At 67.2% G+C, this 23,544-nt stretch carries 21 protein-coding genes and 1 tRNA gene; 10 read left to right on the top strand and 12 right to left on the bottom strand.

The window, feature by feature from the left end; genetic code table 11:
• Positions 1 to 260 precede the first annotated feature (260 nt).
• The 5 genes from ACZ5MJ_RS04740 to ACZ5MJ_RS04720 all read left to right on the top strand — a co-directional run bounded on the left by ACZ5MJ_RS04740 (position 261) and on the right by ACZ5MJ_RS04720 (position 7,125).
• Positions 261 to 3,353 (top strand): Rne/Rng family ribonuclease, encoded by a 3,093-nt coding sequence (locus ACZ5MJ_RS04740; RefSeq protein WP_464222689.1) that lies wholly within the window; start codon positions 261 to 263, stop codon positions 3,351 to 3,353.
• A gap of 231 nt (positions 3,354 to 3,584) precedes the next feature.
• Positions 3,585 to 4,709, top strand: a complete 1,125-nt coding sequence (gene moaA / locus ACZ5MJ_RS04735) for a GTP 3',8-cyclase MoaA (protein ID WP_464222688.1) — start codon at positions 3,585 to 3,587, stop codon at positions 4,707 to 4,709.
• 22 nt (positions 4,710 to 4,731) lie between these two features.
• A complete protein-coding gene (gene mobA / locus ACZ5MJ_RS04730; protein WP_464222687.1) occupies positions 4,732 to 5,331 on the top strand; it encodes a molybdenum cofactor guanylyltransferase MobA in 600 nt (199 codons plus the stop codon).
• A gap of 28 nt (positions 5,332 to 5,359) precedes the next feature.
• On the top strand, positions 5,360 to 6,649 hold the full coding sequence (gene moeA, locus ACZ5MJ_RS04725) for a molybdopterin molybdotransferase MoeA (protein ID WP_464222686.1): 1,290 nt from the start codon (positions 5,360 to 5,362) through the stop codon (positions 6,647 to 6,649).
• A gap of 194 nt (positions 6,650 to 6,843) precedes the next feature.
• Positions 6,844 to 7,125: a hypothetical protein gene (locus ACZ5MJ_RS04720; RefSeq protein ID WP_464222684.1), complete on the top strand. Its 282-nt coding sequence runs from the start codon at positions 6,844 to 6,846 to the stop codon at positions 7,123 to 7,125.
• Positions 7,126 to 7,197: 72 nt separating this feature from the next.
• Here ACZ5MJ_RS04720 and ACZ5MJ_RS04715 read toward each other — a convergent pair whose 3' ends face one another.
• From ACZ5MJ_RS04715 to ACZ5MJ_RS04690, 6 genes are all read right to left on the bottom strand, one after another.
• Complete coding sequence (locus tag ACZ5MJ_RS04715; RefSeq protein WP_464222683.1) at positions 7,198 to 8,700, bottom strand: DNA recombination protein RmuC; 1,503 nt, start codon at positions 8,698 to 8,700, stop codon at positions 7,198 to 7,200.
• 38 nt (positions 8,701 to 8,738) lie between these two features.
• Positions 8,739 to 9,734 carry a 2-hydroxyacid dehydrogenase gene (locus ACZ5MJ_RS04710; RefSeq protein ID WP_464222682.1) on the bottom strand — a complete coding sequence of 332 codons (996 nt, stop codon included), beginning with the start codon at positions 9,732 to 9,734 and terminating at the stop codon, positions 8,739 to 8,741.
• A gap of 4 nt (positions 9,735 to 9,738) precedes the next feature.
• Positions 9,739 to 11,163 (bottom strand): sodium:proton antiporter, encoded by a 1,425-nt coding sequence (locus ACZ5MJ_RS04705; RefSeq protein ID WP_464222681.1) that lies wholly within the window; start codon positions 11,161 to 11,163, stop codon positions 9,739 to 9,741.
• Between the two features lie 154 nt (positions 11,164 to 11,317).
• Positions 11,318 to 12,004 (bottom strand): LutC/YkgG family protein, encoded by a 687-nt coding sequence (locus tag ACZ5MJ_RS04700; protein WP_464222680.1) that lies wholly within the window; start codon positions 12,002 to 12,004, stop codon positions 11,318 to 11,320.
• Positions 12,005 to 12,111: 107 nt separating this feature from the next.
• Positions 12,112 to 13,290 carry a nicotinate phosphoribosyltransferase gene (gene pncB / locus ACZ5MJ_RS04695; protein WP_464222679.1) on the bottom strand — a complete coding sequence of 393 codons (1,179 nt, stop codon included), beginning with the start codon at positions 13,288 to 13,290 and terminating at the stop codon, positions 12,112 to 12,114.
• An 87-nt stretch (positions 13,291 to 13,377) separates the two neighbouring features.
• Positions 13,378 to 13,950, bottom strand: a complete 573-nt coding sequence (locus ACZ5MJ_RS04690; protein WP_464222678.1) for a hypothetical protein — start codon at positions 13,948 to 13,950, stop codon at positions 13,378 to 13,380.
• 354 nt (positions 13,951 to 14,304) lie between these two features.
• On the opposite strand from ACZ5MJ_RS04690, the gene fdxA reads away from it, so the two are divergent.
• The 3 genes from fdxA to ACZ5MJ_RS04675 all read left to right on the top strand — a co-directional run bounded on the left by fdxA (position 14,305) and on the right by ACZ5MJ_RS04675 (position 16,133).
• Positions 14,305 to 14,628, top strand: a complete 324-nt coding sequence (gene fdxA, locus ACZ5MJ_RS04685; protein WP_010814656.1) for a ferredoxin FdxA — start codon at positions 14,305 to 14,307, stop codon at positions 14,626 to 14,628.
• Positions 14,629 to 14,705: 77 nt separating this feature from the next.
• Entirely contained in the window at positions 14,706 to 15,815 is a 1,110-nt protein-coding gene (locus ACZ5MJ_RS04680) for an NAD(P)/FAD-dependent oxidoreductase (protein WP_464222677.1), read from the top strand.
• 242 nt (positions 15,816 to 16,057) lie between these two features.
• Positions 16,058 to 16,133, top strand: a tRNA-Asn gene (locus tag ACZ5MJ_RS04675).
• Between the two features lie 122 nt (positions 16,134 to 16,255).
• Here the strand turns inward: ACZ5MJ_RS04675 and ACZ5MJ_RS04670 are convergent.
• The 6 genes from ACZ5MJ_RS04670 to kdpE form a co-directional block, all read right to left on the bottom strand.
• A complete protein-coding gene (locus ACZ5MJ_RS04670) occupies positions 16,256 to 17,023 on the bottom strand; it encodes an IclR family transcriptional regulator (protein WP_464222676.1) in 768 nt (255 codons plus the stop codon).
• A 56-nt stretch (positions 17,024 to 17,079) separates the two neighbouring features.
• On the bottom strand, positions 17,080 to 18,240 hold the full coding sequence (locus tag ACZ5MJ_RS04665; RefSeq protein WP_464222675.1) for a CaiB/BaiF CoA transferase family protein: 1,161 nt from the start codon (positions 18,238 to 18,240) through the stop codon (positions 17,080 to 17,082).
• A gap of 11 nt (positions 18,241 to 18,251) precedes the next feature.
• On the bottom strand, positions 18,252 to 19,418 hold the full coding sequence (locus tag ACZ5MJ_RS04660) for an acyl-CoA dehydrogenase family protein (RefSeq protein ID WP_464222673.1): 1,167 nt from the start codon (positions 19,416 to 19,418) through the stop codon (positions 18,252 to 18,254).
• Positions 19,419 to 19,477: 59 nt separating this feature from the next.
• On the bottom strand, positions 19,478 to 20,455 hold the full coding sequence (locus tag ACZ5MJ_RS04655) for a Bug family tripartite tricarboxylate transporter substrate binding protein (protein WP_464222672.1): 978 nt from the start codon (positions 20,453 to 20,455) through the stop codon (positions 19,478 to 19,480).
• Between the two features lie 50 nt (positions 20,456 to 20,505).
• Positions 20,506 to 20,895, bottom strand: coding sequence for a cupin domain-containing protein (locus ACZ5MJ_RS04650; RefSeq protein WP_464222670.1), 390 nt, complete (start codon positions 20,893 to 20,895; stop codon positions 20,506 to 20,508).
• Positions 20,896 to 21,066: 171 nt separating this feature from the next.
• Positions 21,067 to 21,762 carry a two-component system response regulator KdpE gene (kdpE, locus tag ACZ5MJ_RS04645; RefSeq protein WP_464222669.1) on the bottom strand — a complete coding sequence of 232 codons (696 nt, stop codon included), beginning with the start codon at positions 21,760 to 21,762 and terminating at the stop codon, positions 21,067 to 21,069.
• 458 nt (positions 21,763 to 22,220) lie between these two features.
• Here kdpE and rpsU point away from each other — a divergent pair, with 458 nt between their 5' ends.
• Together rpsU and nodI are read left to right on the top strand one after the other, a co-directional pair.
• Positions 22,221 to 22,433 carry a 30S ribosomal protein S21 gene (gene rpsU, locus ACZ5MJ_RS04640; protein WP_010814647.1) on the top strand — a complete coding sequence of 71 codons (213 nt, stop codon included), beginning with the start codon at positions 22,221 to 22,223 and terminating at the stop codon, positions 22,431 to 22,433.
• 199 nt (positions 22,434 to 22,632) lie between these two features.
• The gene (gene nodI / locus ACZ5MJ_RS04635) at positions 22,633 to 23,544 is read left to right on the top strand and encodes a nodulation factor ABC transporter ATP-binding protein NodI (protein ID WP_464222668.1); all 912 of its coding nucleotides are present in this window, start codon (positions 22,633 to 22,635) and stop codon (positions 23,542 to 23,544) included.

The raw sequence follows: 23,544 nt of genomic DNA, 5'->3' as shown, positions 1-23,544 counted from the left end.
TTGCGCCGGCGTCCTGCATCGCCTCCGGCACGGGAATGCGCCGGATGTCTGCGCAAGAGCAGCCTCCGGTGTTCTCTCCCGCCCGCGGACGTTACCCCGACGTCATCGCTCTCTTTCACCCGCGCCCAGCCGCTCGCATGTCTCGCGCAGCGGCGCTTTCCGGCAATTCTCGCGCCTCGCTCGCTCCCTCGCGTGCTCCATGGATCGCCGCGGACACCGCCCAGACGGTGCCACCCGCGACACTGGAGTGAGGTATTGCGATGAAACGCATGCTGTTCAACGCGACGCAACAGGAGGAATTGCGCGTCGCCATCGTCGACGGTCAGAAACTGATCGATATCGACATCGAGACTGCCGGGCGCGAACAGCGCAAAGGCAACATCTACAAGGGCGTCATCACTCGCATCGAGCCTTCGCTGGAAGCCTGCTTCGTCAATTACGGCGAAGAGCGCCACGGCTTCCTGCCGTTCAAGGAAGTGGCCCGCGCCTTCTTCAAGGAAGGCATCGACGTGCGCAACGCGCGCATCCAGGACGCCCTGCATGAAGGCCAGGAACTGATCGTTCAGGTCGAGAAGGAAGAGCGCGGCAACAAGGGCGCGGCCCTGACCACCTTCATCTCGCTGGCCGGCCGCTACCTGGTGCTGATGCCGAACAACCCGCGCGGCGGCGGCGTGTCGCGCCGCATCGAAGGCGAAGACCGTCAGGAACTGCGCGAAACCATGGCGCAGCTGACCGTGCCGGACGGCATGAGCATCATCGCCCGCACCGCCGGCATCGGCCGCTCGGCCGAGGAACTGCAGTGGGACCTGAACTACCTGCTGCAACTGTGGAAGGCCATCGACGGCGCCGCCGGCGACAACAAGGCCCCGCTGCTGATCTACCTGGAATCGAGCCTGGTCATCCGCGCCATCCGCGACTACTTCCAGCCGGATATCGGTGAGATCCTGATCGACACCGACGAGATCTACGAACAGGCCCGCGCCTTCATGAGCGTGGTGATGCCTGACAACATGAACCGCGTGAAGAAATACCGGGACGACGTGCCCCTGTTCTCGCGCTTCCAGATCGAACACCAGATCGAGTCGGCCTATTCGCGCATGGTGATGCTGCCCTCGGGCGGCGCCATCGTGATCGACCACACCGAGGCCCTGGTCTCCGTGGACGTGAACTCGGCCCGCGCCACCAAGGGCGCCGACATCGAGGAAACCGCGCTGCGCACCAACCTCGAAGCCGCCGACGAAATCGCCCGCCAGCTGCGCCTGCGCGACCTGGGCGGCCTGATCGTGATCGACTTCATCGACATGGAGTCGGGCAAGGCCCAGAAGGACGTGGAAACGCGCCTGAAGGACGCCCTGCGCCACGACCGCGCCCGCGTGCAGATGGGCAAGATCAGCCGCTTCGGCCTGATGGAGCTGTCGCGCCAGCGCCTGCGCCCGTCGCTGTCGGAGGGCTCGCACATCACTTGCCCGCGCTGCAACGGCACCGGCCACATCCGCGATACCGAATCGTCCGCCCTGCAGGTGCTGCGCATCATCCAGGAAGAGGCGATGAAGGAAAACACCGCCGCCATCCACTGCCAGGTGCCGGTGGAGGTCGCCGCCTTCCTGCTGAACGAGAAGCGCCAGGAAATCAACCTGATCGAGCTGCGCTTCAAGGTCAACGTGCTGCTGATCCCAAACAAGCACCTGGAAACGCCGCACTACAAGCTGGAGCGCCTGCGTCACGACGACCCGCGCCTGGAAGACAGCACCGCCAGCTACAAGATGGCCGAGGCTGCCGCCAAGGAACTGGAAGCCGACACCAGCTACAGCAGCCGCCGCAAGGAAGAAGCCAAGCCGCGCCAGGAAGCCGCAGTCAAGGGCATCACCCCGGAACAGCCGGCCCCGGTCTCGGTGCCGCGCCCCGAGCGCGCCCCCAAGCCGGAAACCCCGGCCGCCCCGCCCGTGCCAGCCACCCAGCCGGTGGTCAGCGGCGGTTTCATCGCCTGGCTGAAGGGCCTGTTCGGTGCCCGCCCGGCAACCCCGCCGGTGGTGGAGCCGGCCAAGCCGGCAGCCGCCGCGGAAGCCCGTAGCGCCGAAGGCCGCCGCGAGCGCGGCCAGCGCGGCGAAGGCCGTGGCCAACGCGGTGAGCGTGGCGATCGTGCCGAGCGTGGTGATCGCGCGGAACGTGGCGAGCGTGGCGAGCGCCAGGGCCGTGGCCAGCGTGGTGAGCGTGCCGAGCGCACGGAACGCGGCGAACGCGGCGAGCAACGCGAAGGCCGTGGCGAACGCCAGGCCCGCCCGCCGCGCCAGCAAGGTGAAGGCCAGGCCACTCCGGCCGTCGCCCGCCAGGGCGAGGCCGTGCAAGCCGAGCGCGCCCAGGGCGAGCGCGTCGAGGGCCGCCAGGAAGGCCGCCGCGACCGCAACCAGGAACGCCGCGAGCGCCAGCGTGAACGCCAGCGCGAGCGCAGTGAACTGCGCGAAGCCGAAGCCGGTGAAGCCCCGCAGCCGGAGGCCATCGCCGCCGCCCAGGCCCTGGGCGTGCTGCCGCAGGCCGTGACCGAAGAGACGCAAGCCCGCGCCGAGCTGCCGGAAGGCGCCGAAGGTGTAGCCGAGACCGCTGAAGGCGAAGAGCGCCGCCGCCGCAACCGCCGTGGCCGCAACCGCTATCGCCGCGAGCGCGACGAGTCGGCGCAAGGCGCGCAGGGTGAAGGCGAAGGCGAAGGCGAAACCGCTGCCGAAGGCTTTGCCCCCGCAACGGCTGAGGCCGGCGTGCAGGCCGAGCCGGCACCGCAAGCGGCCGTGGCCGTGGTGGCCGCAGCCGAGGCCGTCGAAGCGATCCGCATCGCCGTGCCGGAAGACGTGAAGCCTGCCCCGGTTGCCGAGGCCGCACCGGTGGCCCCGCAGGTTGCCGAGCAAGCCGCCCCGGTAGCCGTCGCCGTCACGGAAACCGTTGCCGCCGAAGCCATCGCCGAGCCCGCCGTGAGCGCGGCCGCTGAAGCTGTTGAAGCCGCTCCGGCCGTGCCGGCGCCTGTCGCCGCCCCTGTGGCTGCACCTGCCGCCGAGACCGCACCGGCAGCCGAGCCCGAGGTCTTCGTTCCGGCAGTGGCCGCAGCGCCCTTCGCACCGGCAGCACCGGCGGCACCCGCCACCCCGGCAGTGCTGGAGAACCTGGAACCGATGCTCGCCACCGCCGGCCTGCAATGGGTCCACACCGACAGCGACAAGCTGCGCTCGGCCCAGGAGGCCGCCGCCCGCATCGTGCCCGCCCCGCGCGTGCCGCGCGAGCGCAAGCCGCTGCCGCCGCTGCCCCAGGGTCCGATGATCCTGGTGGAAACCGGCGGCCGCGAAGTGGAGATGGCATCGCAGCAGTAAGCGACGCCGCTGCACCGCAGCCAAAGCAGGAAGGGGACGGCCAGGCCGTCCCCTTTTTTTATGGGCAGCCGGCCGGATGAATCCCCGCCATCACCGGGGGATGCGGGTGCCCCGCCCCCGCCTCGGCTAGAATGGCAGCAGAATGCATCCGCGCCCCGAGCGTCCTGCCGCACCGCCTTCGCGGGCCATCGCGCCAGGCTGCTCCCCGGATGCCGTGCCCACCCACAGGCCATGACCGAATCCGTCATCCCGATTTTCGACCTGCGCGACCATCGCTACCGCTCGATGACGCCCAGCATTCCCGGCAAGCTGGTTGCACCCACTGGCCTGGTGGCCGATACCCGCGGCCGGCCGCTGCATGACCTGCGCATCTCGGTGACGGACCGCTGCAACTTCCGTTGTGTCTACTGCATGCCGAAGGAAGTGTTCGACAAGGACTATACCTTCCTGCCGCATTCCGAACTGCTGAGCTTCGAGGAAATCGAGCGCACCGCACGCCTGTTCGTCGCGCACGGCGTCGAGAAGATCCGCCTGACCGGCGGCGAGCCGCTGCTGCGCAAGAACATCGAGCACTTGGTCGAGATGCTGGCGAAGATCGAGACCGTCTCGGGCAAGCCGCTGGACCTGACGCTCACCACCAACGCCTCGCTGCTGGCGCGCAAGGCACGCTCGCTGCGCGATGCGGGCCTGACGCGCGTCAGCGTCAGCCTGGACGCGATCGACGACGCCACCTTCCGCCGCATGAACGACGTGGACTTCGCGGTGGCCGACGTGCTGCACGGCATCGAGACCGCGCAGGCCGTCGGACTGTCACCGATCAAGGTCAATATGGTGGTCAAGCGCGGCACCAACGACCAGGAAATCGTGCCGATGGCGCGCCACTTCCGCCACAGCGGCATCATCCTGCGCTTTATCGAGTTCATGGACGTGGGCGCCAGCAACCACTGGCAGATGGACGAAGTGCTGCCGTCGGCCGAAGTGGTGAAGCGCATCGAAGCGGAGTTCCCGCTTGAACCGGTGCTGGCCAACTACTCCGGCGAAACCGCCGAACGCTGGCGCTACCGCGACGGCAGCGGCGAGATCGGCGTGATCTCCAGCGTCACACACGCCTTCTGCGGCGACTGCAGCCGCATCCGGCTGTCCACCGAAGGCCGGCTCTACCTGTGCCTGTTCGCCACCGAGGGCTTCGACCTGCGCGCGCTGCTGCGCGGCGGCTACAGCGACCTGGAAATCTCCAACGCGATCGCACAGGTGTGGCAGGGCCGCACCGACAATTACTCCGAGCAGCGCAGCGACCCGGCGGTGCGCGCCAGGCGCGCCGAGCGCAAGATCGAGATGTCCTATATCGGTGGCTGATCCCGCCGACACACCAAAATCCATGATCGCACGCGACGACATCACCGGCCTGATCCTCGCAGGCGGCAAGGGCAGCCGCATGGGCGGCACCGACAAGGGCCTGCAGCCGCTGCACGGCACGCCGATGGCCATGCACACCATGATGCGCCTCACGCCCCAGGTGGGCGGCCTGATGATCAATGCCAACCGCAACCTGGCCGCCTATGAATCCTTCGGCGTGCCGGTCTATACCGACACCGTGCCCGACTTCGCCGGCCCGCTGGCGGGGATGCTGGCCGGCCTGGAGCAATGCGCCACGCCGTGGATGGTGACCGCGCCCTGCGACTCGCCCTTCCTGCCGATCGACCTGGTGGCGCGCCTGGCGCAGGCCATCGAGGCCGAAGGCGCCGAGATGGCGATCCCGGTCACGCTGGACCAGGACGGCCGGCGCCAGACCCAACCCGTGTTCTGCCTGATGCCGGTCAGTGCGCTCGACAGCCTGGTGGCTTATCTTGCCGGCGGCGGCCGCAAGATCGAGACCTGGGCCGCCTCGCGCCGGCTGGCCGAAGTGCTGTTCGACGACGCCGCGGCCTTTGCCAATATCAATACCCTGGACGAACTGCGCACGCACGAGACGCGCTGAGCCTTCTTCGAGCCACCGCCGAGCCAACATGCCCTCCCTGCAATCCGTCATTTCCTGCCTTTCCGATTACGATCCCACCGCGCTGCCGGTGGACCAGGCCAACCGCATCATCGGCGAGGTGGTCGAGCCGGTGCGCGGCGTCGAACAGGTGCCGATCCGCAGCGCGCTGGACCGCGTGCTGGCCGAGGACATCGTCTCGCCCATCGACGTGCCCGCGCATGACAACTCGGCAATGGACGGCTACGCCTTCCAGGGCGCGGCGCTGGCTGCCGCGCAGACCGAGACGGTCGAGCTGGAAGTGATCGGCAGCGCCTTCGCGGGCGGCGCCGGCGAGCTGGCTCCAACTGCCGTGCAGGCGGTGCGCATCATGACCGGCGCGGTGATGCCGGCCGGCTGCGATACGGTGGTGCCGCAGGAGTTCGTGGAAACCGCGGCCGACGGCGCGCGCATCCGCTTTGCCGCCGGCTGCGTGCGCACCGGCGACAACCGGCGCCTGCGCGGCGAAGACCTGGCGCGCGGCCAGTCCGCGCTGCAGGCCGGGCGCATCCTCCAGCCGGCCGACCTGGGCCTGCTGGCCTCGCTGGGCGTGGCCGAGGTGCGCGTGCGCCGGCGCCTGCGCGTGGCATTCTTCTCCACCGGCGATGAGCTGCGCTCGATCGGCGAGCCGCTCGATCCCGGCTGCGTCTACGATTCCAACCGCTACACGCTGCACGGCATGCTGCGCCGGATGAACGTCGACCTGCTCGACATGGGCGTGGTGCGCGACGACCCCGACGCACTCGAGGCCGCCTTCCGCACCGCCTGCGAGACCGCCGACGCGGTCATCACCTCCGGCGGCGTCTCGGTGGGCGAGGCCGATTACACCAAGCAGATCATGGCGCGCCTGGGCGATGTCACGTTCTGGAAGATCGCGATGCGCCCGGGCCGGCCGATGGCCTTTGGCCGCATCAACTCCAATGGCCGCGACGCGCTGCTGTTCGGCCTGCCGGGCAACCCGGTGGCGGTGATGGTCACCTTCTACCACTTCGTGCGCGCCGCGCTGCACCGCCTGATGGGCGCCAGCGTGCCGCCGCTGCCGCTGCTGCGCGTGCGCAGCGCGCAGGCCATCCGCAAGAAACCCGGCCGCACCGAATACCAGCGCGGCATCCTGGCCCGCGCAGAAGACGGCCAATGGGAGGTGCGCATCACCGGCCAGCAGGGCTCGGGCGTGCTGCGCTCGATGAGCGAGGCCAACTGCTTTATCGTGCTCGGCCACGAACAGGATTCGGTCAAGGCCGGCGATGCGGTCGAGGTGCTGCTGTTCGACGGGCTGGTCTAGCCGCTCCGGCGGGGTCTGCGCGCAACGATTCGCTACGCGGCGGTATCAATGTGTCGTTTTTGTGCCGCACATTTACGGTAACCGCACGCCTGGCGCGGGGCTTTCGCCCACCCCGCGGACGCCGGACTATGCTTGGGATCGGCCAATCGTTACACTTGGCGCACGATTCAGAAACAATTGAGTAATTCCCCGTCATGAATCAGGAGATCGCCTACCTCCACCCCGTCAAGACCGCCCGCGCGCTGGTGCTGGTCTACCTGTGCTTCTCGCTGCCGATCGTGTCGCTGGGCCTGTTCGTCACCTTCGTCCGCTATGGTGACCTGCCGGCCATCACGGTCTTCAGCGCGATCATCCTGAATGCGCTGATCGGTTTCGGCCTGCTGTGGCTGGCCTGCAAGGCCTACAACTGGGTGGCCGCGCGCTTCGGCGGCATCGAAGTCCACGTACGCGAACTGGCGCCCGAAGAAGAGGTCTGAGCGGCGCGCACCAATTCAGGCCGGCGGCATGCCGGCCGCCCCCTCCCGCCCTGCGCCTTCCCGGCAGCGCGGTCACCCCCCGCCGCTCTCCGCACTGTCTTCCGTGCTGTCCGCGGCGGCATCCGCCGCGTTCAGGCCAAGCACCTGCTGCGCGGCCTCGCCCGGCAGCGCTTCCACCGTGCGCAGCTTGCGCGCCATCTGGCGCGTGCGCACTTCGGCCTGCTCGATATTGCGCGCCGCGCGCTCCAGCGTATCGCGGGTCTTGGCCAGCACGTCGCCGAACTTGCCGAATTCGGTCTTGACCGCCCCCAGCACCTCCCACACCTCGCTTGAGCGCTTTTCCAGCGCCAGCGTGCGGAAGCCCATCTGCAGGCTGTTCAGCAGCGCGGTCAGCGTGGTCGGCCCGGCCACGGTCACACGGTAGTCGCGCTGCAGCAGGTCGGTCAGGCCGGGCCGGCGCAGCACCTCTGCATACAGCCCCTCGGTCGGCAGGAACAGGATGGCAAAGTCCGTGGTCTGGGGCGGCGACAGGTATTTCTCGGCAATGGTCTGGGCCTCGCGCCGCAGGGCCACTTCCAGTTCGCGGCCGAAGGCGAGCACGCCGTCCGGATCGCCCCGCTCCTGCGCGTCCACCAGGCGCTCGTACTGTTCCTTGGGGAACTTGGCGTCGACCGGCAGCCAGACCGGCGCGCCGTCGCCGTTTTCGCCACCCGCGGCCTTGCCCGGCAGCCGGATCGCAAACTCCACCCGCGCGCCCGAGTTGCGCACGGTTTCCACGTTCTTGCCATACTGCTCCGGCGTCAGCATCTGCTCCAGCAGCATTTCCAGCTGGACTTCGCCCCAGGTGCCGCGCGACTTCACATTGGTCAGCACCTTCTTCAGGTCGCCCACGCCCTGCGCCAGCACCTGCATCTCGCCCAGGCCGCGATGCACCTGCTCGAGCCGGTCGGACACCAGCCGGAACGACTCGCCCAGGCGCTGCTCCAGCGTCGCATGCAGTTTCTCGTCGACGGTGCGGCGCATTTCCTCCAGCTTGGCGGCGTTGTTGGCCTCAATGTCCTGCAGCTTCTTCTCCAGCGTGGCGCGCACTTCGGCCAGGCGCCGCTCGTTGGCTTCGGACATCTGTGCCAGCTGCTGCTGCAGCCCGTCGCCGAAGCGACGCAGCGTGCCGGCCTGCTCGTCGCGCGCCTGCTGGCCCTGCAGCATCAGGTGCTGGCGCACCTGCTCGAGCTGCTGGGTGTTGGTCTCGGTCAGCTTGGCCAGCTGCTGCGCGAAGGTGTCGATCTGGTTGTTCTGCAAGGTGGCGATGCCGGTCAGCTGCGACGACAGCGCCTGCTGGAAGCGCAGCATCTGCTGCGCCGACTCGCCGCGGCTGCCGCGCGCGGACTCGGTCACCTCGGTACGCACTTCGCGCTCCAGCCGCTCCATGCCGCGCGCGTTCTCCACGCGCATCTCGTCCAGTTGCCGCGCCATGCCGGCGCCGGGCGAGGCAGCCTGCGGGCGCAGCAATACGATTACCAGTAGGACGACCGCGAGCAGCGCCACGGCCAGCGTCAGGAACGGAATCAGGGTCATGCAGCAGAAATCAGGTTGGATGAAGCGCCGCGGCCGCCTCAGCGGCGATGCGGCATCACTTCAGGATTGATCACGGTGGGCGGATGGCCGGCCTGCGGCCCCTGGTCGAGCGCGGCGATCAGGTTGTCGGCGGCCAGCATCGCCATGGCGCGGCGGGTCTTCTCGGACGCGCTGGCGATATGCGGCGTGAGCACGACGTTGGGCACCGTCAGCAGGTCCGGATGGACGCTGGGCTCGCCTTCGAACACATCCAGGCCGGCGCCAAAGATACGTTTATCGTGCAGCGCCTGCGCCAGCGCGGCGTCGTCGACGATGCCGCCGCGCGCCAGGTTCACCAGCGTCGCGGTGGGCTTCATCAGCGCCAGCTCGGCGGCGCCGATGGCGTGGTGGCTGTGCGGGCCATAGGGCAGCACCAGCAGGAGGTGGTCGGACTGGCGCAGCAGGTCTTCCTTGCTGACATAGCGCGCATTGAGCGCGCGCTCGGTGTCCGCCGGCAGCTGGCTGCGGTTGTGGTACAGCACGTTCATGCCAAACCCGCTCGCGCGCCGCGCCAGCGCCTGGCCGATGCGGCCCATGCCCAGGATGCCGAGCGTGCTGCCGTACAGGTCCATGCCGACCAGCATGTCATAGCTCCAGCGCTGCCACTTGCCGGCGCGCAGGTAGTGCTCGGCTTCGGTCACGCGGCGCGCGGTGGCCATCAGCAGCGCCCAGCCGAAGTCGGCGGTGGTCTCGGACAGCACATCCGGCGTATTGGTGGCGACAATGCCCGCCGCCGTCAGCGCCGGCACGTCCAGGTTGTTGTAGCCGACCGCCATATTGCACACCGCGCGCAGCGACGGCAGCCCCGCGACCACGTCGGCGTCGATGCGGTCGGCGGCGTTGGCCAGCACACCGGCCTTGCCCGCCAGGCGCGCCTTCAGCGCGGCGGCGTCGAGCACGGCATCCTGCTGGTTGTCGTCGACATCGAAATACTGCGCCAGGTGCGCGATGACGTCGGGATAGATGGCGCGGGTGACCAGGACGGACGGCTTCATGGCATCAGATATGGAAGAAGAGGAAGGTCATGATGACGAACAGCGGCATCAGGAAGATGCCCGAGTACAGCATGTAGCCGAAGAAGCTCGGCATGCGCACGCCGCGGCTCTCGGCAATGGCCTTGACCATCAGGTTGGGCGCGTTGCCGATATAGGTGTTGGCACCCATGAACACGGCCCCGGCCGAGATCGCCGCCAGCGTCGGGGCATCGCGCGTCATCAGTGTGGCCGCGTCGCCGCCGGCGGTGTTGAAGAACACCAGGTAGGTCGGCGCGTTGTCCAGGAACGACGACAGCAGGCCGGTGGCCCAGAAGTACATGCTGTCGACCGGCTGGCCATTGCTGTCGCTGACCGCGCGGATCACGCCGGAGAAGGCGCCGTCCGTACCCGCCTTGAGCATGGCGATGACCGGGACGATGGTCAGGAAGATGCCGGCAAAGAGCTTGCCGACTTCCAGGATCGGCTCCCAGTTGAATTCATTGCCGGCGCGCGCCGTGTGCGGCGTCACCAGCAGCGAAACCACCGCCACCACCACCAGCAGCGCATCGCGTACCGCGGCCTGCAGCGGCACCTCGGTGCCCAGGATATCGAACGATATGCCCGGCTGCCACAGCCCGCTCATCAGCACCAGGCCGATCACGGCCAGCAGCAGCACGAAGTTGAACTTGCCTTCGATCGCGATGCCGCCGGAGTCCGGCGTCGGGTCGCTGCCCGGCGGCAGTTCCTCTTCCTTGTTGTGGTAGTAGTGGCGGTCGACCAGGTAGAACAGCGCCAGCAGCACCACGCAGATAAAGAGCGTCTCCGGGAAGATGTTGCGCATGGTCCAGAAGAAGTCCACGCCCTTCAGGAAGCCCAGGAACAGCGGCGGGTCGCCCAGCGGCGTCAGCGCGCCGCCGGCATTGGCCACCAGGAAGATGAAAAACACCACCACGTGCGCCACGTGGCGGCGGTTGTCGTTGGCGCGCAGCAGCGGGCGGATCAGCAGCATGGCCGCGCCGGTGGTACCCATGAAGCTGGCCAGCAGCGTGCCCAGCGCCAGGATGCCGGTATTGAGCCCGGGCGTGCCGTGCAGGTTGCCACGCACGCAGATGCCGCCGGCGACGATATACAGCGCGGCGATCAGTGCGATGAACGGGATGTACTCGGCCAGCAGTGCGTGCACCGCGCTGGCGGCAGCCGCATGCGCGCCGAACACGGCCGCGAACGGCAACAGGAACAGCAGCCCCCAGCCCGCAGCGATCTTGCCATAGTGGTGGTGCCAGAACCTGGGCGCAAGCAGCGGCCACAGCGCGATCGACAGCAGGATGCCGGCGAATGGCAGCCCCCACAGCGGGGACAGCGAGGCCCCGTCAAGGTCCGCGGCATGGCCCACGGCGGGAAAGGCGGCCAGCATGGCCAGCGGCGGCAACAGCACGGAGGCACGTCGCATCAGGCAGGATCTCCTCGGGAATGCAGCGATCATGGGCGCGCCAGGGCACGAAACCAAGGCACGCAGGCAAGCCTGCAAGTGTAAATCAAGCACCTGCGCCCGCGCCTGCGGCCTGCGCCGAGCGCCGCCTTCCGTGCCGCCAGCGCCCCCGGGCTCAGGCCCCGTCGACCAGGATCACGTGCACGCGGTACGGGCCATGGGCGCCAAGCACGATGGTCTGCTCGATATCGCCCGTGCGCGACGGGCCGCTGATGATATTGGTGGCGCGCGGCAGTTCGCCGCGTTCGCTGCGCACCAGCGCAAAGGCGTCTTCCAGGCCGGCGACGATGCGCGAGCGCGGCACCACCGCCACATGGGTTTCGGGCAGCAGCGCGGCCGAGGCAAAGGTGGCCGGGCCCGACAGCAACATCAGCGAGCCGGTCTCGGCGATCGCGCAGAAGCAGCCGGTGATGCCGACCAGGTCGCCATGGTCGTGGTCGGCCTCGACCTCGCGCACCGGCGGGCGGCACTCCACTGCCAGCCCCGCGGCCTGCCACGGCAGCGGGCCCAGCGCGTCCCACGCCACGGCGCGGTGCACCAGGTTCAGGCTGTCCAGGAAGCGCACTGTGGCGGCGGGCACCTCGTCCATGGTCGCCACGCGGTCAACGGTCGAGGCCATGCGCTGCGCCTGCGCCAGGAAGGCTTCGGCCAGGTCGGCCGCCACCGCCGGACGCGGGCCCTGCGGATGGCGCGCCAGGTAGTCGGCCACGGCCTCGCGTTCGCCCGCGCTTGGCCGGGTCGGCCTGCCCTGGGCGGCACGGATGCGGGCAAAGATGCGGTCGCGGGCGTCGTTGGTTTCCATAAGGCCTGGCTGGGGTGGCAATGCGCGGCAAACACGCGATGCGCCGATTATAGAGGCGCGCGCCGCGCGCAAATCGTGTCGCGACGCGCGCGATATGTTGAATTTTGCTAAGCGGCCGGTTGAACCGAGTACACCTGGCGCAGGTAGGACAGGTAGCCGGCATCGTCGCACATGGTCTTTTCCGGCGTGTCCGACAGCTTGGCCACCGGCTGCCCGTTGCAGCGCACCATCTTGATCACGATCTGCAGCGGCGTGTAGCCGAGATCGTTGGTCAGGTTGGTGCCGACGCCGAACGCCAGCCGGCAGCGGCCATGGAAGCGCTCATACAGTTCGATCACCCGCGGGATGTCGAGGCTGTCGCTGAAGATCAGCGTCTTGGTGCGCGGGTCGACGCGGTTGGCGGCATAGTGGGCGACCATGCGCTCGCCCCACAGCATCGGGTCGCCGGAATCATGGCGCACGCCATCGAAGAGCTTGCAGAAGTACAGGTCGAAGTCGCGCAGGAAGGCGTCGAAGCCGTAGGTATCCGACAGCGCGATGCCCAGGTCGCCGCGGTACTCGCGCGCCCACCGCTCCAGCGCGAACACCTGCGAATCGCGCAGCCGCGGGCCCAGCGCCTGGCAGGCCTGCAGGTATTCATGCGCCATCGTGCCCAGCGGCACCATATTGTGCAGGCGGGCAAAGTGGACGTTGCTGGTGCCGGCCAGCTGCGGGCCCAGCAGGCGCCGCATGGTCAGCAGCACCTCTTCCTGCCAGTCGCGCGAGAAGCGCCGGCGCGTGCCGTAGTCGGCGATCACGCAATCGGCCAGCTCCGGGGTCTTCAGCAACGCCATCTTGTCTTCCAGACGGCGGCGGCCTTCGGCCAGGTCGGGCCGCGGCTGGGTGCGGCGGAAATACACCTCGTTGACGATCGCCAGCATCGGCACTTCGAACAGGATGGTGTGCAGCCACGGGCCGACGATGGAGATCTCGATCTCGCCGTTGCCCTGCGGGGACGGACGCACCGAGACATATTTCTCGTTCAGGTGGAACAGCCCGAGGAAGTCGACGAAATCGCTCCTGATGAAGCGCAGGCCGCGCAGGTAGGCCAGTTCGTCGTCGGTGAAGCGCAGCTGGCACAGGTGTGCCACCTCGGCGCGGATCTCATCGATATAGGGCGTGAGGTCGACACCCGCGTTGCGGCACTTGAAGCGGTATTCCACTTGTGCCTGCGGGAACTGATGCAGCACCACCTGCATCATCGTGAATTTGTACAGGTCGGTGTCGAGCAGAGACTGGATGATCATAACGAGCCAGACGGCGATGCCGGGGTCAGTACGTCATGCTAACCGAAGTCCGGCCACTCCCGGGGCCTCCCGCCCCCGGCTTGCCGCTCAGGCACCATCGAGAAAGAGTTGTCGCTGCCGCAACGCACCCCCGCCCCTTGTCTTGCCCTGCAGGCACCACAGCTGGCGGCCCTGCCCGCCGGGGCACGACACCAGCGTGGCGGCAGCGCGCGGCACCTGACGCGGCAGCGGTTCTGCAAAGGCGCCGTCGCCGGCCATGATGCGCTCGGTATAGACCTGCACGCCCGCGCGCTCGAAGCTCAGCACCTGCACCCGGTCGCCCGGCTGTGGCTGCAGTTGCGGCCCGCACGGCATCAGGCCAGCCCGGCCGCAATGGATAACGCCGTCGCCCGCGGGCGCATCGGTCACGCTGAAGGTGTCCCAGTCGAAGCTGGTCAGCGCCGGCAAGGCGACCGGCGCATCGGTGCGCGCGCGCCAGGCCACCAGGCGCGACACCACGCTGTCAGCCATGGCCGGAGACTGGACCAGCGTTTGCGCGGAAGCGGCGCTGATCGGCGCCAGAAATGCCGTCAGCAGCACAGCGATTGACGCAAATGTCCGGCACATCGCGGCGTGGCGCCGCAAGCTGGCACGGCTGGCAAGGCAAGGCTGGCGTGGCATACGGGTCTCCCGGCACGGATGCAAGTGACTGCTGGCGGCCCTCATCATGCCCTCAGGCGAGCCGACATGCCAGCGGGTTGCCCTGGTTTAAATCAAAAGTACATAAAGAAATAAGAAAACTATCTGATCCGGCTATATAGACCCGCTATCCTTGCCAGAAGGCTCGGCTACAATATCGGTTTCCGAAAGGCCTCGGCCGGCGCTCGCCCAGCCCATGCTGCTCTGCGGCAACATGTGGCAGCCGTGTGGTTGAACCCATGCGGCAGAACCTGTGTGGTAGACACAGCGCGTCCGCCGGCAAGAAGCGGCCCAACAGTTTCCCATTAAAAGCCGACCCGTTTTCCTGGAACCGAAATGACTCACGTTGTCACCGAATCCTGCATCCGTTGCCGCTACACAGACTGCGTTGACGTATGTCCGGTCGATTGTTTCCGTGAAGGCCCCAACTTCCTGGCCATCGACCCGGATGAGTGCATCGACTGCGCCGTGTGCGTGGCCGAATGCCCGGTGAATGCCATCTATGCCGAGGAAGATGTGCCGGGCGACCAGCAGCAGTTCATCGATCTGAACGCCGAACTGGCCCGCAACTGGCCCTCCATCACCAAGACCAAGGCCCCGCTGGCCGAGGCCGAGGAGTGGAAGGACGCCACGGACAAGCTGCAATACCTGCAGCGCTGACAGAACCAGAAGGCCGTCCCCACGCGCTTTCCGCAATACCGGGCACCAGCTGCCCACGCAAACGTATCAGGACGAATATGGACTTGAGCATTCCAAATCCCGTCGCCGACACGACCAGGCAGGTCGACGGCGGCAGCCCCGCCGGCGGCCAGCCGCTGGAAATCGATGCGCTGATCGTCGGTGCGGGTCCGGTGGGCCTGTTCCAGGTCTTCGAACTGGGCCTGCTCGAAATCAAGGCACATGTCATCGATTCCCTGAAGGTGGTCGGCGGCCAGTGCGTGGAGCTCTATCCGGACAAGCCCATTTACGACATCCCGGCCGTGCCCATCTGCACCGGCCAGGAACTGACCGACAACCTGCTCAAGCAGATCGAGCCGTTCGAGCCCACCTTCCACCTGGGCCAGGAAGTCGCCGTGGTCGAGCGCCGTGGAGACGGCCGCTTCTTCGTCGAGACTTCGCTCGGGACCCGCTTCATCACCAGGACCATCTTCATCGCCGCCGGCGTGGGTTCGTTCCAGCCGCGCACGCTGAAGGTCGAGGGCATCGACAAGTTCGACGGCAAGCAGCTGTACTACCGCGTCAAGGACCCGAGCCGCTTCCACGGCCGCAACCTGGTGATCGTCGGCGGCGGCGACTCGGCGCTGGACTGGACCCTGGACCTGGTCGGCAAGGCCGAGTCGGTGGTGATGATCCATCGCCGCGACGGCTTCCGCGCCGCGCCCGCCTCGGTCGCCAAGATGAAGGAACTGTGCGAACAGATGGAAATGCAGTTCCTGGTCGGCCAGATCGGCGGCTATGAAGAGAAGGACGGCGTGCTCACCGAGATCAAGGTGACCGGCGCCGACGGCGTGACCCGCCGCCTGCCGGTGGACGACCTGCTGGTGTTCTTCGGCCTGTCGCCCAAGCTGGGGCCGATCGCCGAATGGGGCCTGGACCTGGAGCGCAAGCAGATCAAGGTGGACACCGAGAAGTTCGAGACCAATATCCCGGGCATCTTCGCGGTGGGCGATATCAACACCTACCCCGGCAAAAAGAAGCTGATCCTGTCCGGCTTCCACGAGGCCGCGCTGGCCGCGTTCGGGGCTGCCCCGTATATCTTCCCCGAGAAGAAAATCCACATGCAGTACACCACCACCTCGCCGAAGCTGCACAAGATCCTCGGCGTGGATTCGCCGGTGTTCGACTGACCCGAGCGAGACCCGCAGAAAAAAACCGCCGCGAGACGGTTTTTTTCTGGCACAAATCCAAAACCGTAGCTATAATGCGGCCTCGCTGTTCAACACGACGGCACGAAGCCAGCAGAGATGCCCTTCGCACCGTACGGCAGACAGCAAGCCGGAAGCTTCCAGACACCTTCTGACAAAAACAAAATGTCGAAAAGGTGTTGACGAAGAAAAGAGAAACTGGCTATAATTTCTTTCTCAGCTGTTCCCCGATAGCTCAGTCGGTAGAGCGACGGACTGTTAATCCGCAGGTCCCTGGTTCGAGCCCAGGTCGGGGAGCCAACCGATACGGAAGCCCGGTGCAAACGCACCGGGCTTTTTCGTTTCCGGCTTCGGCACAAATCGTCGCGGAAAGCATCACGGCACACGCATTGCCGCAACGCCCCCCCCCTTTCTCTCTTACCTCATCCCTGCAGCGAAGCACCGGCAGCCTTCAGTGCCGCGACGATGCTCTGCGCATTGATTTCCACCCGATGCAGCGGTCCCGCGACCGACAGGCCATAAATTGCGCCGCCTATCGTCACCGGAATGGCGATGGCGCCGAGGTCGGGAAACGACTCGCCGAAATTCGGATACCAGCCCTGCTTCTGCCAGCCCTGCATGGCCGCTTCCAGCGCCTGCGCCGAGCCGATGGTGCGCGGCGTGCGCGCGGCAAACGAAAAGCCTGACAACAGCTCGCCGCGCGTGCTGGCCGTCAGCGTGCCCAGGATGGCGCGGCCGATGGAATTGACATGCGCGTCGCGCAGTTCGCCGGGCGCGGCGATATAGCGCACCGGGTTGGCGGATTCACGCGCTTCCAGGTACAGGACGCGCCCGTCATCCTGCAGTTTGCCAAAGACCACGGTCTCGCCGGTGGTGTCGCGCAGCGATTCCAGCACGGGCTGCACGCGTTCGAGCAGCGGGTCGTTGCGCGCGATGCGCTGGGCGATGTCGAGCAGCCGGCGCGTCGGGTAATAGCCCTGGCGGCGGCCGGTCTCGTACAGGTAGCCCAGCGAAGCCAGCGTGCGGATCAGCCCCAGGCAGCTCGACATCGGCGCGCCCAGCAGCCTGGCCAGCTCGGTCAGCGTCAGCGAGCGCCCTTCACGCGCATAGATCTCCATGATCTCGATCACGCGCAGCGCCGTCTTGACGCTGGCGTAACCGGATTTCTCCGCCGCTTCGTTTTCTGCCATCGTTGGCTTCCTCGACTTCAGTTTCCGTTGGCCGGGATTGTACGCGGCGGCGCGGGTCAGTCCTCCTCGCCTTCGGCTTGCGGCAAGGCCTGGGGCCAGCTGCGGATATTGCCCGGCGTGCGCGAGAAGCGCGTGGGAATGCCCACGCCGCGCAGACGCCCTTCGCTCGGGTGGTCGTACTCGAACATCATGCCGGTGGCGCGCAGGTGCGGGTCGTCGGCCAGGCTGTCGAAGTGCGGCACTTCGCTGTGCGGGATATCGGCATCGCGCAGCAGATCCAGCCATTCGGCCGTGGTGCGTTGCGCGACGATTTCGGCCAGCGTGGCGTAGAGCGCATCGATATTGGCGCTGCGCGCGCCCGGCGTGGCATAGCGCGGATCGCCGGCCAGCTGTCCGTGGCCGGACACATCGAAGAAGCGCAGCCACTGCGCGCTGGTGTACGGCAGCAGTGCGACATGCCCGTCGCGCGTGCGGTACGGCTTGCGGTGCAGCGACATCACGCGCGGATAGCCGGCCGGTCCCAGCGGCGGGACAAAGGTCTGCCCGGCCAGTTGCTCGGTGGCAAGAAAGGACACCAGCGTCTCGAACATCGGCACCTCGATGGCCTGGCCCTGGCCGGAGCGCTCGCGCTCGTACAGCGCCATCGGGATCGCATAGGCCACAGTCAGCCCGGCCACCTTGTCGGCCAGGATGGTGTTGACGTACTGCGGCCCTTCATTCGAGTTGGCGCCCTGGAACTGCGCCATGCCGCTGCGCGCCTGGATGATGTCGTCGAAGGCCGGCGCGCCCGCATAGGGGCCCGCTTCCGAATAGCCATAGGCGCCGCAGTAGATCAGCCGCGGATGGTCCGCCCGCAGCGACGCATAGTCCAGCCCAAGCTTGCGCAGCGACTGCGGCCGCACGTTAGAGACAAAGACATCGGCGGTGGCGATCAGGGCCTTCAGCGCGGCGAGGTCGTCGGGCTGCTTCACGTCCAGCACCACGAACTGCTTGTTGCGGTTCAGGTTCAGGAAGCTGGCCCCCATGGCCGCGTGCCGCGCGGGTTCGGCGTGGCGGAACACATCGCCGGCGGGCGGCTCGACCTTGATCACCTCGGCGCCCATGTCGCCGAGGATCTGCGTGGCATACGGCCCCATCGCGACCGAGGTCATGTCGATCACGCGGATGCCGGCCAGCGGCCCGGTGGCCGCTTGCGGCTGCGCTTGCTGGTCTGGCATCGTCGCTCCGCTCAGTACGACTTCGGCAAGCCCAGCACGCGCTCGGCGATAAAGCACAGGATGAGCTGCGGGCTGACCGGCGCGATGCGCGGGATATACGATTCGCGCAGCAGCCGCTCGACGCGGTACTCGCGCGAGTAGCCCATGCCACCCAGTGTGAGGATCGCGGTCTGGCAGGCGTTGTGGCCAGCCTCGGCGGCGAGGTACTTGGCGGCATTGGCCTCGGCACCGCAGGACTGGCCCGCATCGTAGCGCGCGGCGGCCTTGAGCATCATCAGGTTGGCCGATTCCAGCTGCATCCACGCCTGCGCCAGCGGGTGCTGCACGCCCTGGTTCATGCCGATCGGGCGGCCGAACACCACGCGCTCCTTGGCGTACTGGGTGGCGATGGCCAGCGCGGCACGGCCCAGCCCGATGGCCTCGGCGGCGATCAGGATGCGCTCCGGATTCAGGCCGTGCAGGATGTACTCGAAGCCCTTGCCCTCTTCGCCGATGCGGTCTTCCCCGGGGATGAACAGGTCGTCGATGAACAGCATGTTGGTATCGACGGCGGCGCGGCCCATCTTGTCGATCTCGCGGATCTCGATCTTGCTGCGGTCGACCCTGGTGTAAAACAGCGACAGCCCTTCGGTCGGCTTCCTCACCGCCTCCAGCGGCGTGGTCCGCGCCAGCAGCAGCATGCGGTCGGCCACCTGTGCGGTCGAGATCCAGATCTTGCGCCCGCTCACCGAATAGCCGCCCGGCACCTTGCGCGCAAAGGTCTTGAGCTTGGTGGTGTCCAGCCCCGCGTCGGGCTCGGTCACGCCGAAGCAGGCCTTCTCCTGGCCGGCGATCAGCGGCGGCAGGAAGCGCCCCTTCTGCTCGTCGGTGCCGAACACCACCACCGGGTTCAGGCCGAACACATTCATATGCACCGCCGAAGCGCCGGTCATGCCCGCGCCCGACTGCGCGATGGTCTGCATCACCAGCGCCGCTTCCAGGATGCCCAGGCCCGCGCCGCCGAAGGCCTCGGGCATGGCCACGCCCAGCCAGCCGCCTTCACACAGCGTCTTGTAGAACTCGTGCGGATAGGTGGCGGACTTGTCGAGGCGGTCCCAGTACTCCATGTCGAACTGCGCGCAGACCTGCTGCACGGCCTCGACGATGGATGACTGTTCTTCGGAGAGATCGAAATTCATGGCGTTACCTGTTCGCTGTCGTTGTCTTGTTCGCTGCCTGTTTGTTGCCTGCTCGCCGCTTACTCCGGCTGGATGCCTGCGTCCTTCACCAGCCGCGACCACTTCTGCAGCTCGGCCACGACAAACTGGCTGAGCTCGGCCGGCGTGCTGCCGAACGGTTCGAAGCCCAGCGCGTGGAACTGAGCCGCATGTTGCTTGTTGCTGGCAATGGCAACCAGTTCCCGGTTAAGGCGCTCCACCACCGGCGCTGGCACCCCGGCCGGCGCGAACACGCCGTTCCACGAGGTGATGTCAAACCCTTTCAGCTCGGGCACGCTCGCCACCGGCGGCAGGTCGGGCAGCAGCGCGCTGCGCTGCGCGGTAGTCACCGCCAGTGCGCGCAGCTTGCCGGCGCGCACGTTGGCGATACCGGCGGCAAAGTCGACGAACATCGCCTGCACCTGGCCGCCCATCACATCGGTCATGGCCGGCGGCGTGCTCTTGTAGGGCACGTGCAGCATGTTCAGGCCGGCCATCTTGGACAGGGTAGCGCCGGACACGATGCCGGTGCTGTTGCCGCTGGCATAGCTCAGGCCCGGATGCGCGCGGGCGTAGTCGATGAACTCACGCAGCGTCTTCACCGGGAGCGCCGGGTTGACCACCAGCATGAACGGCAGGTTGCCCATGCGCGAGACTGGCGTGAAATCCTTGACCGGGTCATAGCGCAGTTGCTTCATCAGTGACGGGTTGGCCGAATGCGTGGTGTTGGTGGTCATGAACAGCGTGTAGCCATCGGCCGGGGCCTTGGCCACGAACTCGGCGGCGATGGTGCCGTTGGCGCCGGGCTTGTTGTCCACCACCACCGGCTGGTGCAGCGACTCGCCCAGGTACTTCGCGGTCAGGCGCGCCACGGCATCGGTGCCGCTGCCCGCGGCAAACGGCACCACCAGGCGCAGCGGCCTGGACGGGAATTCATCGGCCGACAGCGCCGGGGTGGCGGCCAGCGCCGCGGCGCACCCGATCATCAGGCTGGCAAAGGCATTCTTGAAGGACTTCACGGTGGTTGTCTCCTGTAGTTTTCTGATCCCTTCCCGTGACCGGCCGCGTCTTATGCGGGCCGTATCACGCGCTCGGGGGATTCCTCGTATGGCGGGGAATAAATCACCAGAATCTTGGCCGGCTCGTCGCTGACCACGGTGAACACATGCATCTGGTCCGGCGGGAAGAAGCAGCAGTCGCCCGGCCCAAGTTCCTTGCGCTGGCCGCCTACCTCGGCCACGGCGCGGCCTTCCAGCACGTAGCAAACCTGCTCGATGCCGGGATGCGCGTGCGGCAGCGCGCCCTTGCCCTTCTCGATGGTGCCGTGGATGACTTCCAGGTGGCGCGAGCCCACGGTCTCGGGGCCGATCAGCCGGCGGTTGAGCGTGCCGACATGGTTGGCGGGGTGGTAGCCCTCGACGTCGTCGGCCGAGATGAAATAGACGGGTTGGTCTGGCATGCGTCGCTCCTGCATGAATTCATATTTATGAATGCAAGTTTATACATATGAATTTCACCGTCAAACCCTTTCGATGCCGTTTCGGGTTTACCGGGAGCGGGTGCGGCAGGCGTGCGCCGGCCTCACGCGGCGCGTGACCGACAAAAAGGTGTCCTGGGAGTGGCCTGCCGATCAGCCGGCGAAGCGGTAGCCCACGCCGATCTCGGTCAGCAGAAAGGCAGGCTGGGCCGGGTCGGCCTCCAGCTTGTGGCGCAAGTGGCCCATATAGACCCGCAGGTACTGGCTGCTCTCGGCGTGCGACGGCCCCCACACCTCCCGCAACAGCTCCCGGTGGGTCATGACCTTGCCCCGATGCGCCAGCAGCACCGCCAGCAGCCGATATTCGATCGGCGTCAGGTGCACCAGCTCGCCCGCACGCGTGACCTGCCGGTTGGCCAGGTCGACAGCAATGTCCCCGAACGCCACCTGCGCCCGCGCCTGCACGCCGGAACGCGCATGGCGGCGCAGCAGCACGCGCAGGCGCGCCACCAGCTCGCCCACGCCGAAGGGCTTGGTCAGGTAGTCGTCGGCGCCGGCGTCAAGCGCGCGGATCTTCTCGGCCTCGCCGGTCCGTGCCGACAGCACCAGCACCGGCACCTCGGTCCAGGTGCGCAGGTCACCGATCATTGATACGCCGTCGCCATCGGGCAGGCCCAGGTCCAGGATCACCAGGTCCGGCTGGCGCGTGCCAGCCTCGATCAGGCCGCGCTGCAGCGATTCGGCCTCATGCACGGTGCAGCCCTCGTCCTGCAGCGCCGCGCGCACGAAGCGGCGGATATGGGGCTCGTCTTCCACCAGCAGCACCGTGGGCGAAAACTCGAATGGCATGACGCTTCGGATCCTTGAATGGTTGCCGGGGTCAGGACGGAGGTCGTCGGCTTGGCGCCGCTCGGGCATGGCGGGCGCCCTTACCCCGCAGCGGCGGGAGCGCAGCCAGATTGTGCCACGCAGGCGGCGGCACAAAGTGCGCCAAAAGAGACTGCTGGGACATTTCCGACGCCACACCCGCGCGCGCATTGCACTGCATTCTTGACAGTGGCGTCGTATACATGCCATAGTTACGGGCGTATAGCATTCATGGAAACCGGTACTGTCAGGCTCCAGTTGTATAGGACCTGGCGCTATCACCCCTGACACTGGCTGCACGGACTGAAACGTCCACATCTTTCAGGTTCGCGGGGGCGCACAGGGCATTAGCCCGGCGTGCAATACCAGTCGCTCCGGCGACCGCAGTTTCCCCCCGTGTGAACCAGCCGCTCCTTGCGGCAATCCCCTAAAGGACTGAATTGACTAAGATCGTCTTGAAACCCGGTGAGCCCGTTGAAGTTGCAATGCGGCGTTTCCGTCGCGCCATTCTGCAGACTGGCCTGATCGTTGAACTCAAGAGCCGCACCGCTTACGAGAAGCCGACGACCGAGCGCAAGCGCAAGAAGAAGGCCGCCGAAGCACGTCTGCGCAAGCGCCTGCGCATGCAGATGCTGCCGAAGAAGATGTACTGATTCCAGTACGCTTCGCCGCCTGGTACTGCCAGGCAAGAAGAACCGCCAGTTCGCTGGCGGTTTTTTTATGCCCGCGCGCCAGGCCAGCCCCCGCTCGTTGCGGCCGCGGCTTCTGCTGCACCGCATCACCTGAGCGCGACGCCGATGACCGGCATAATGACAGATATTGCGCCCATGCGGCGCCACACCGGACCCTGCCTTGACTGCCATCCTCGAGTTGCGCAAGGTGCGCAAGCAATACGGCGACACGGTCGTGGTCGACGACCTCGACCTCCAGGTATTTCGCGGCCAGTGCTTCGGCCTGCTGGGCCCCAACGGCGCCGGCAAGACCACCACCCTGCGCCTGCTGCTGGGCCTGACCACGCCCATGGCCGGCACGCTGACGCTGTGCGGCGAGCCCATCCCCGAGCGTGCGCCGCAAGCGCGCATGCGCGTGGGGGTGGTGCCGCAGTTCGACAACCTCGACCCGGACTTCTCGGTGATCGAGAACCTGCGCATCTTCGGGCGCTACTTCGGACTATCGTCGGCCGAGATCGAGCGGCGCGTGCCGATGCTGCTGGAATTCGCCCGGCTCGAGAACCGCGCCGATGCCCAGGTGCGCGACCTCTCCGGCGGCATGCGCCGGCGCCTGACCGTGGCGCGCGCGCTGATCAACGACCCCGACCTGCTGGTGATGGACGAACCCACCACCGGCCTGGACCCGCAGGCGCGCCACCTGATCTGGGAGCGCCTGAAGTCGCTGATGGCCAGCGGCAAGACCATCCTGCTGACCACGCACTTCATGGAAGAGGCCGAGCGGCTGTGCAACTACCTGTGCGTGATCGACGGCGGCCGCAAGATTGCCGAAGGCAAGCCGCACGACCTGATCGACAGCCAGATCGGCTGCGACGTGGTCGAGGTCTATGGCGATGAACTGGACACGCTGCGCGACAGCCTGACGCCGCTGGCGCAGCGCACGGAGATGAGCGGCGAGACGCTGTTCTGCTATGTCCGCGAGCCCGCCCCGCTGCTGGCGGCGCTGCACGGCAGGAGCGGCGTGCGCTACCTGCACCGCCCGGCCAACCTGGAGGACGTGTTCCTCAAGCTGACTGGCCGCGAGATGCGGGACTGA

Source organism: Cupriavidus sp. LA-1 (assembly GCF_055385985.1).
Note: the sequence above shows the minus strand (reverse complement) of the source record. Positions and strands in the feature narration are given on the sequence as shown.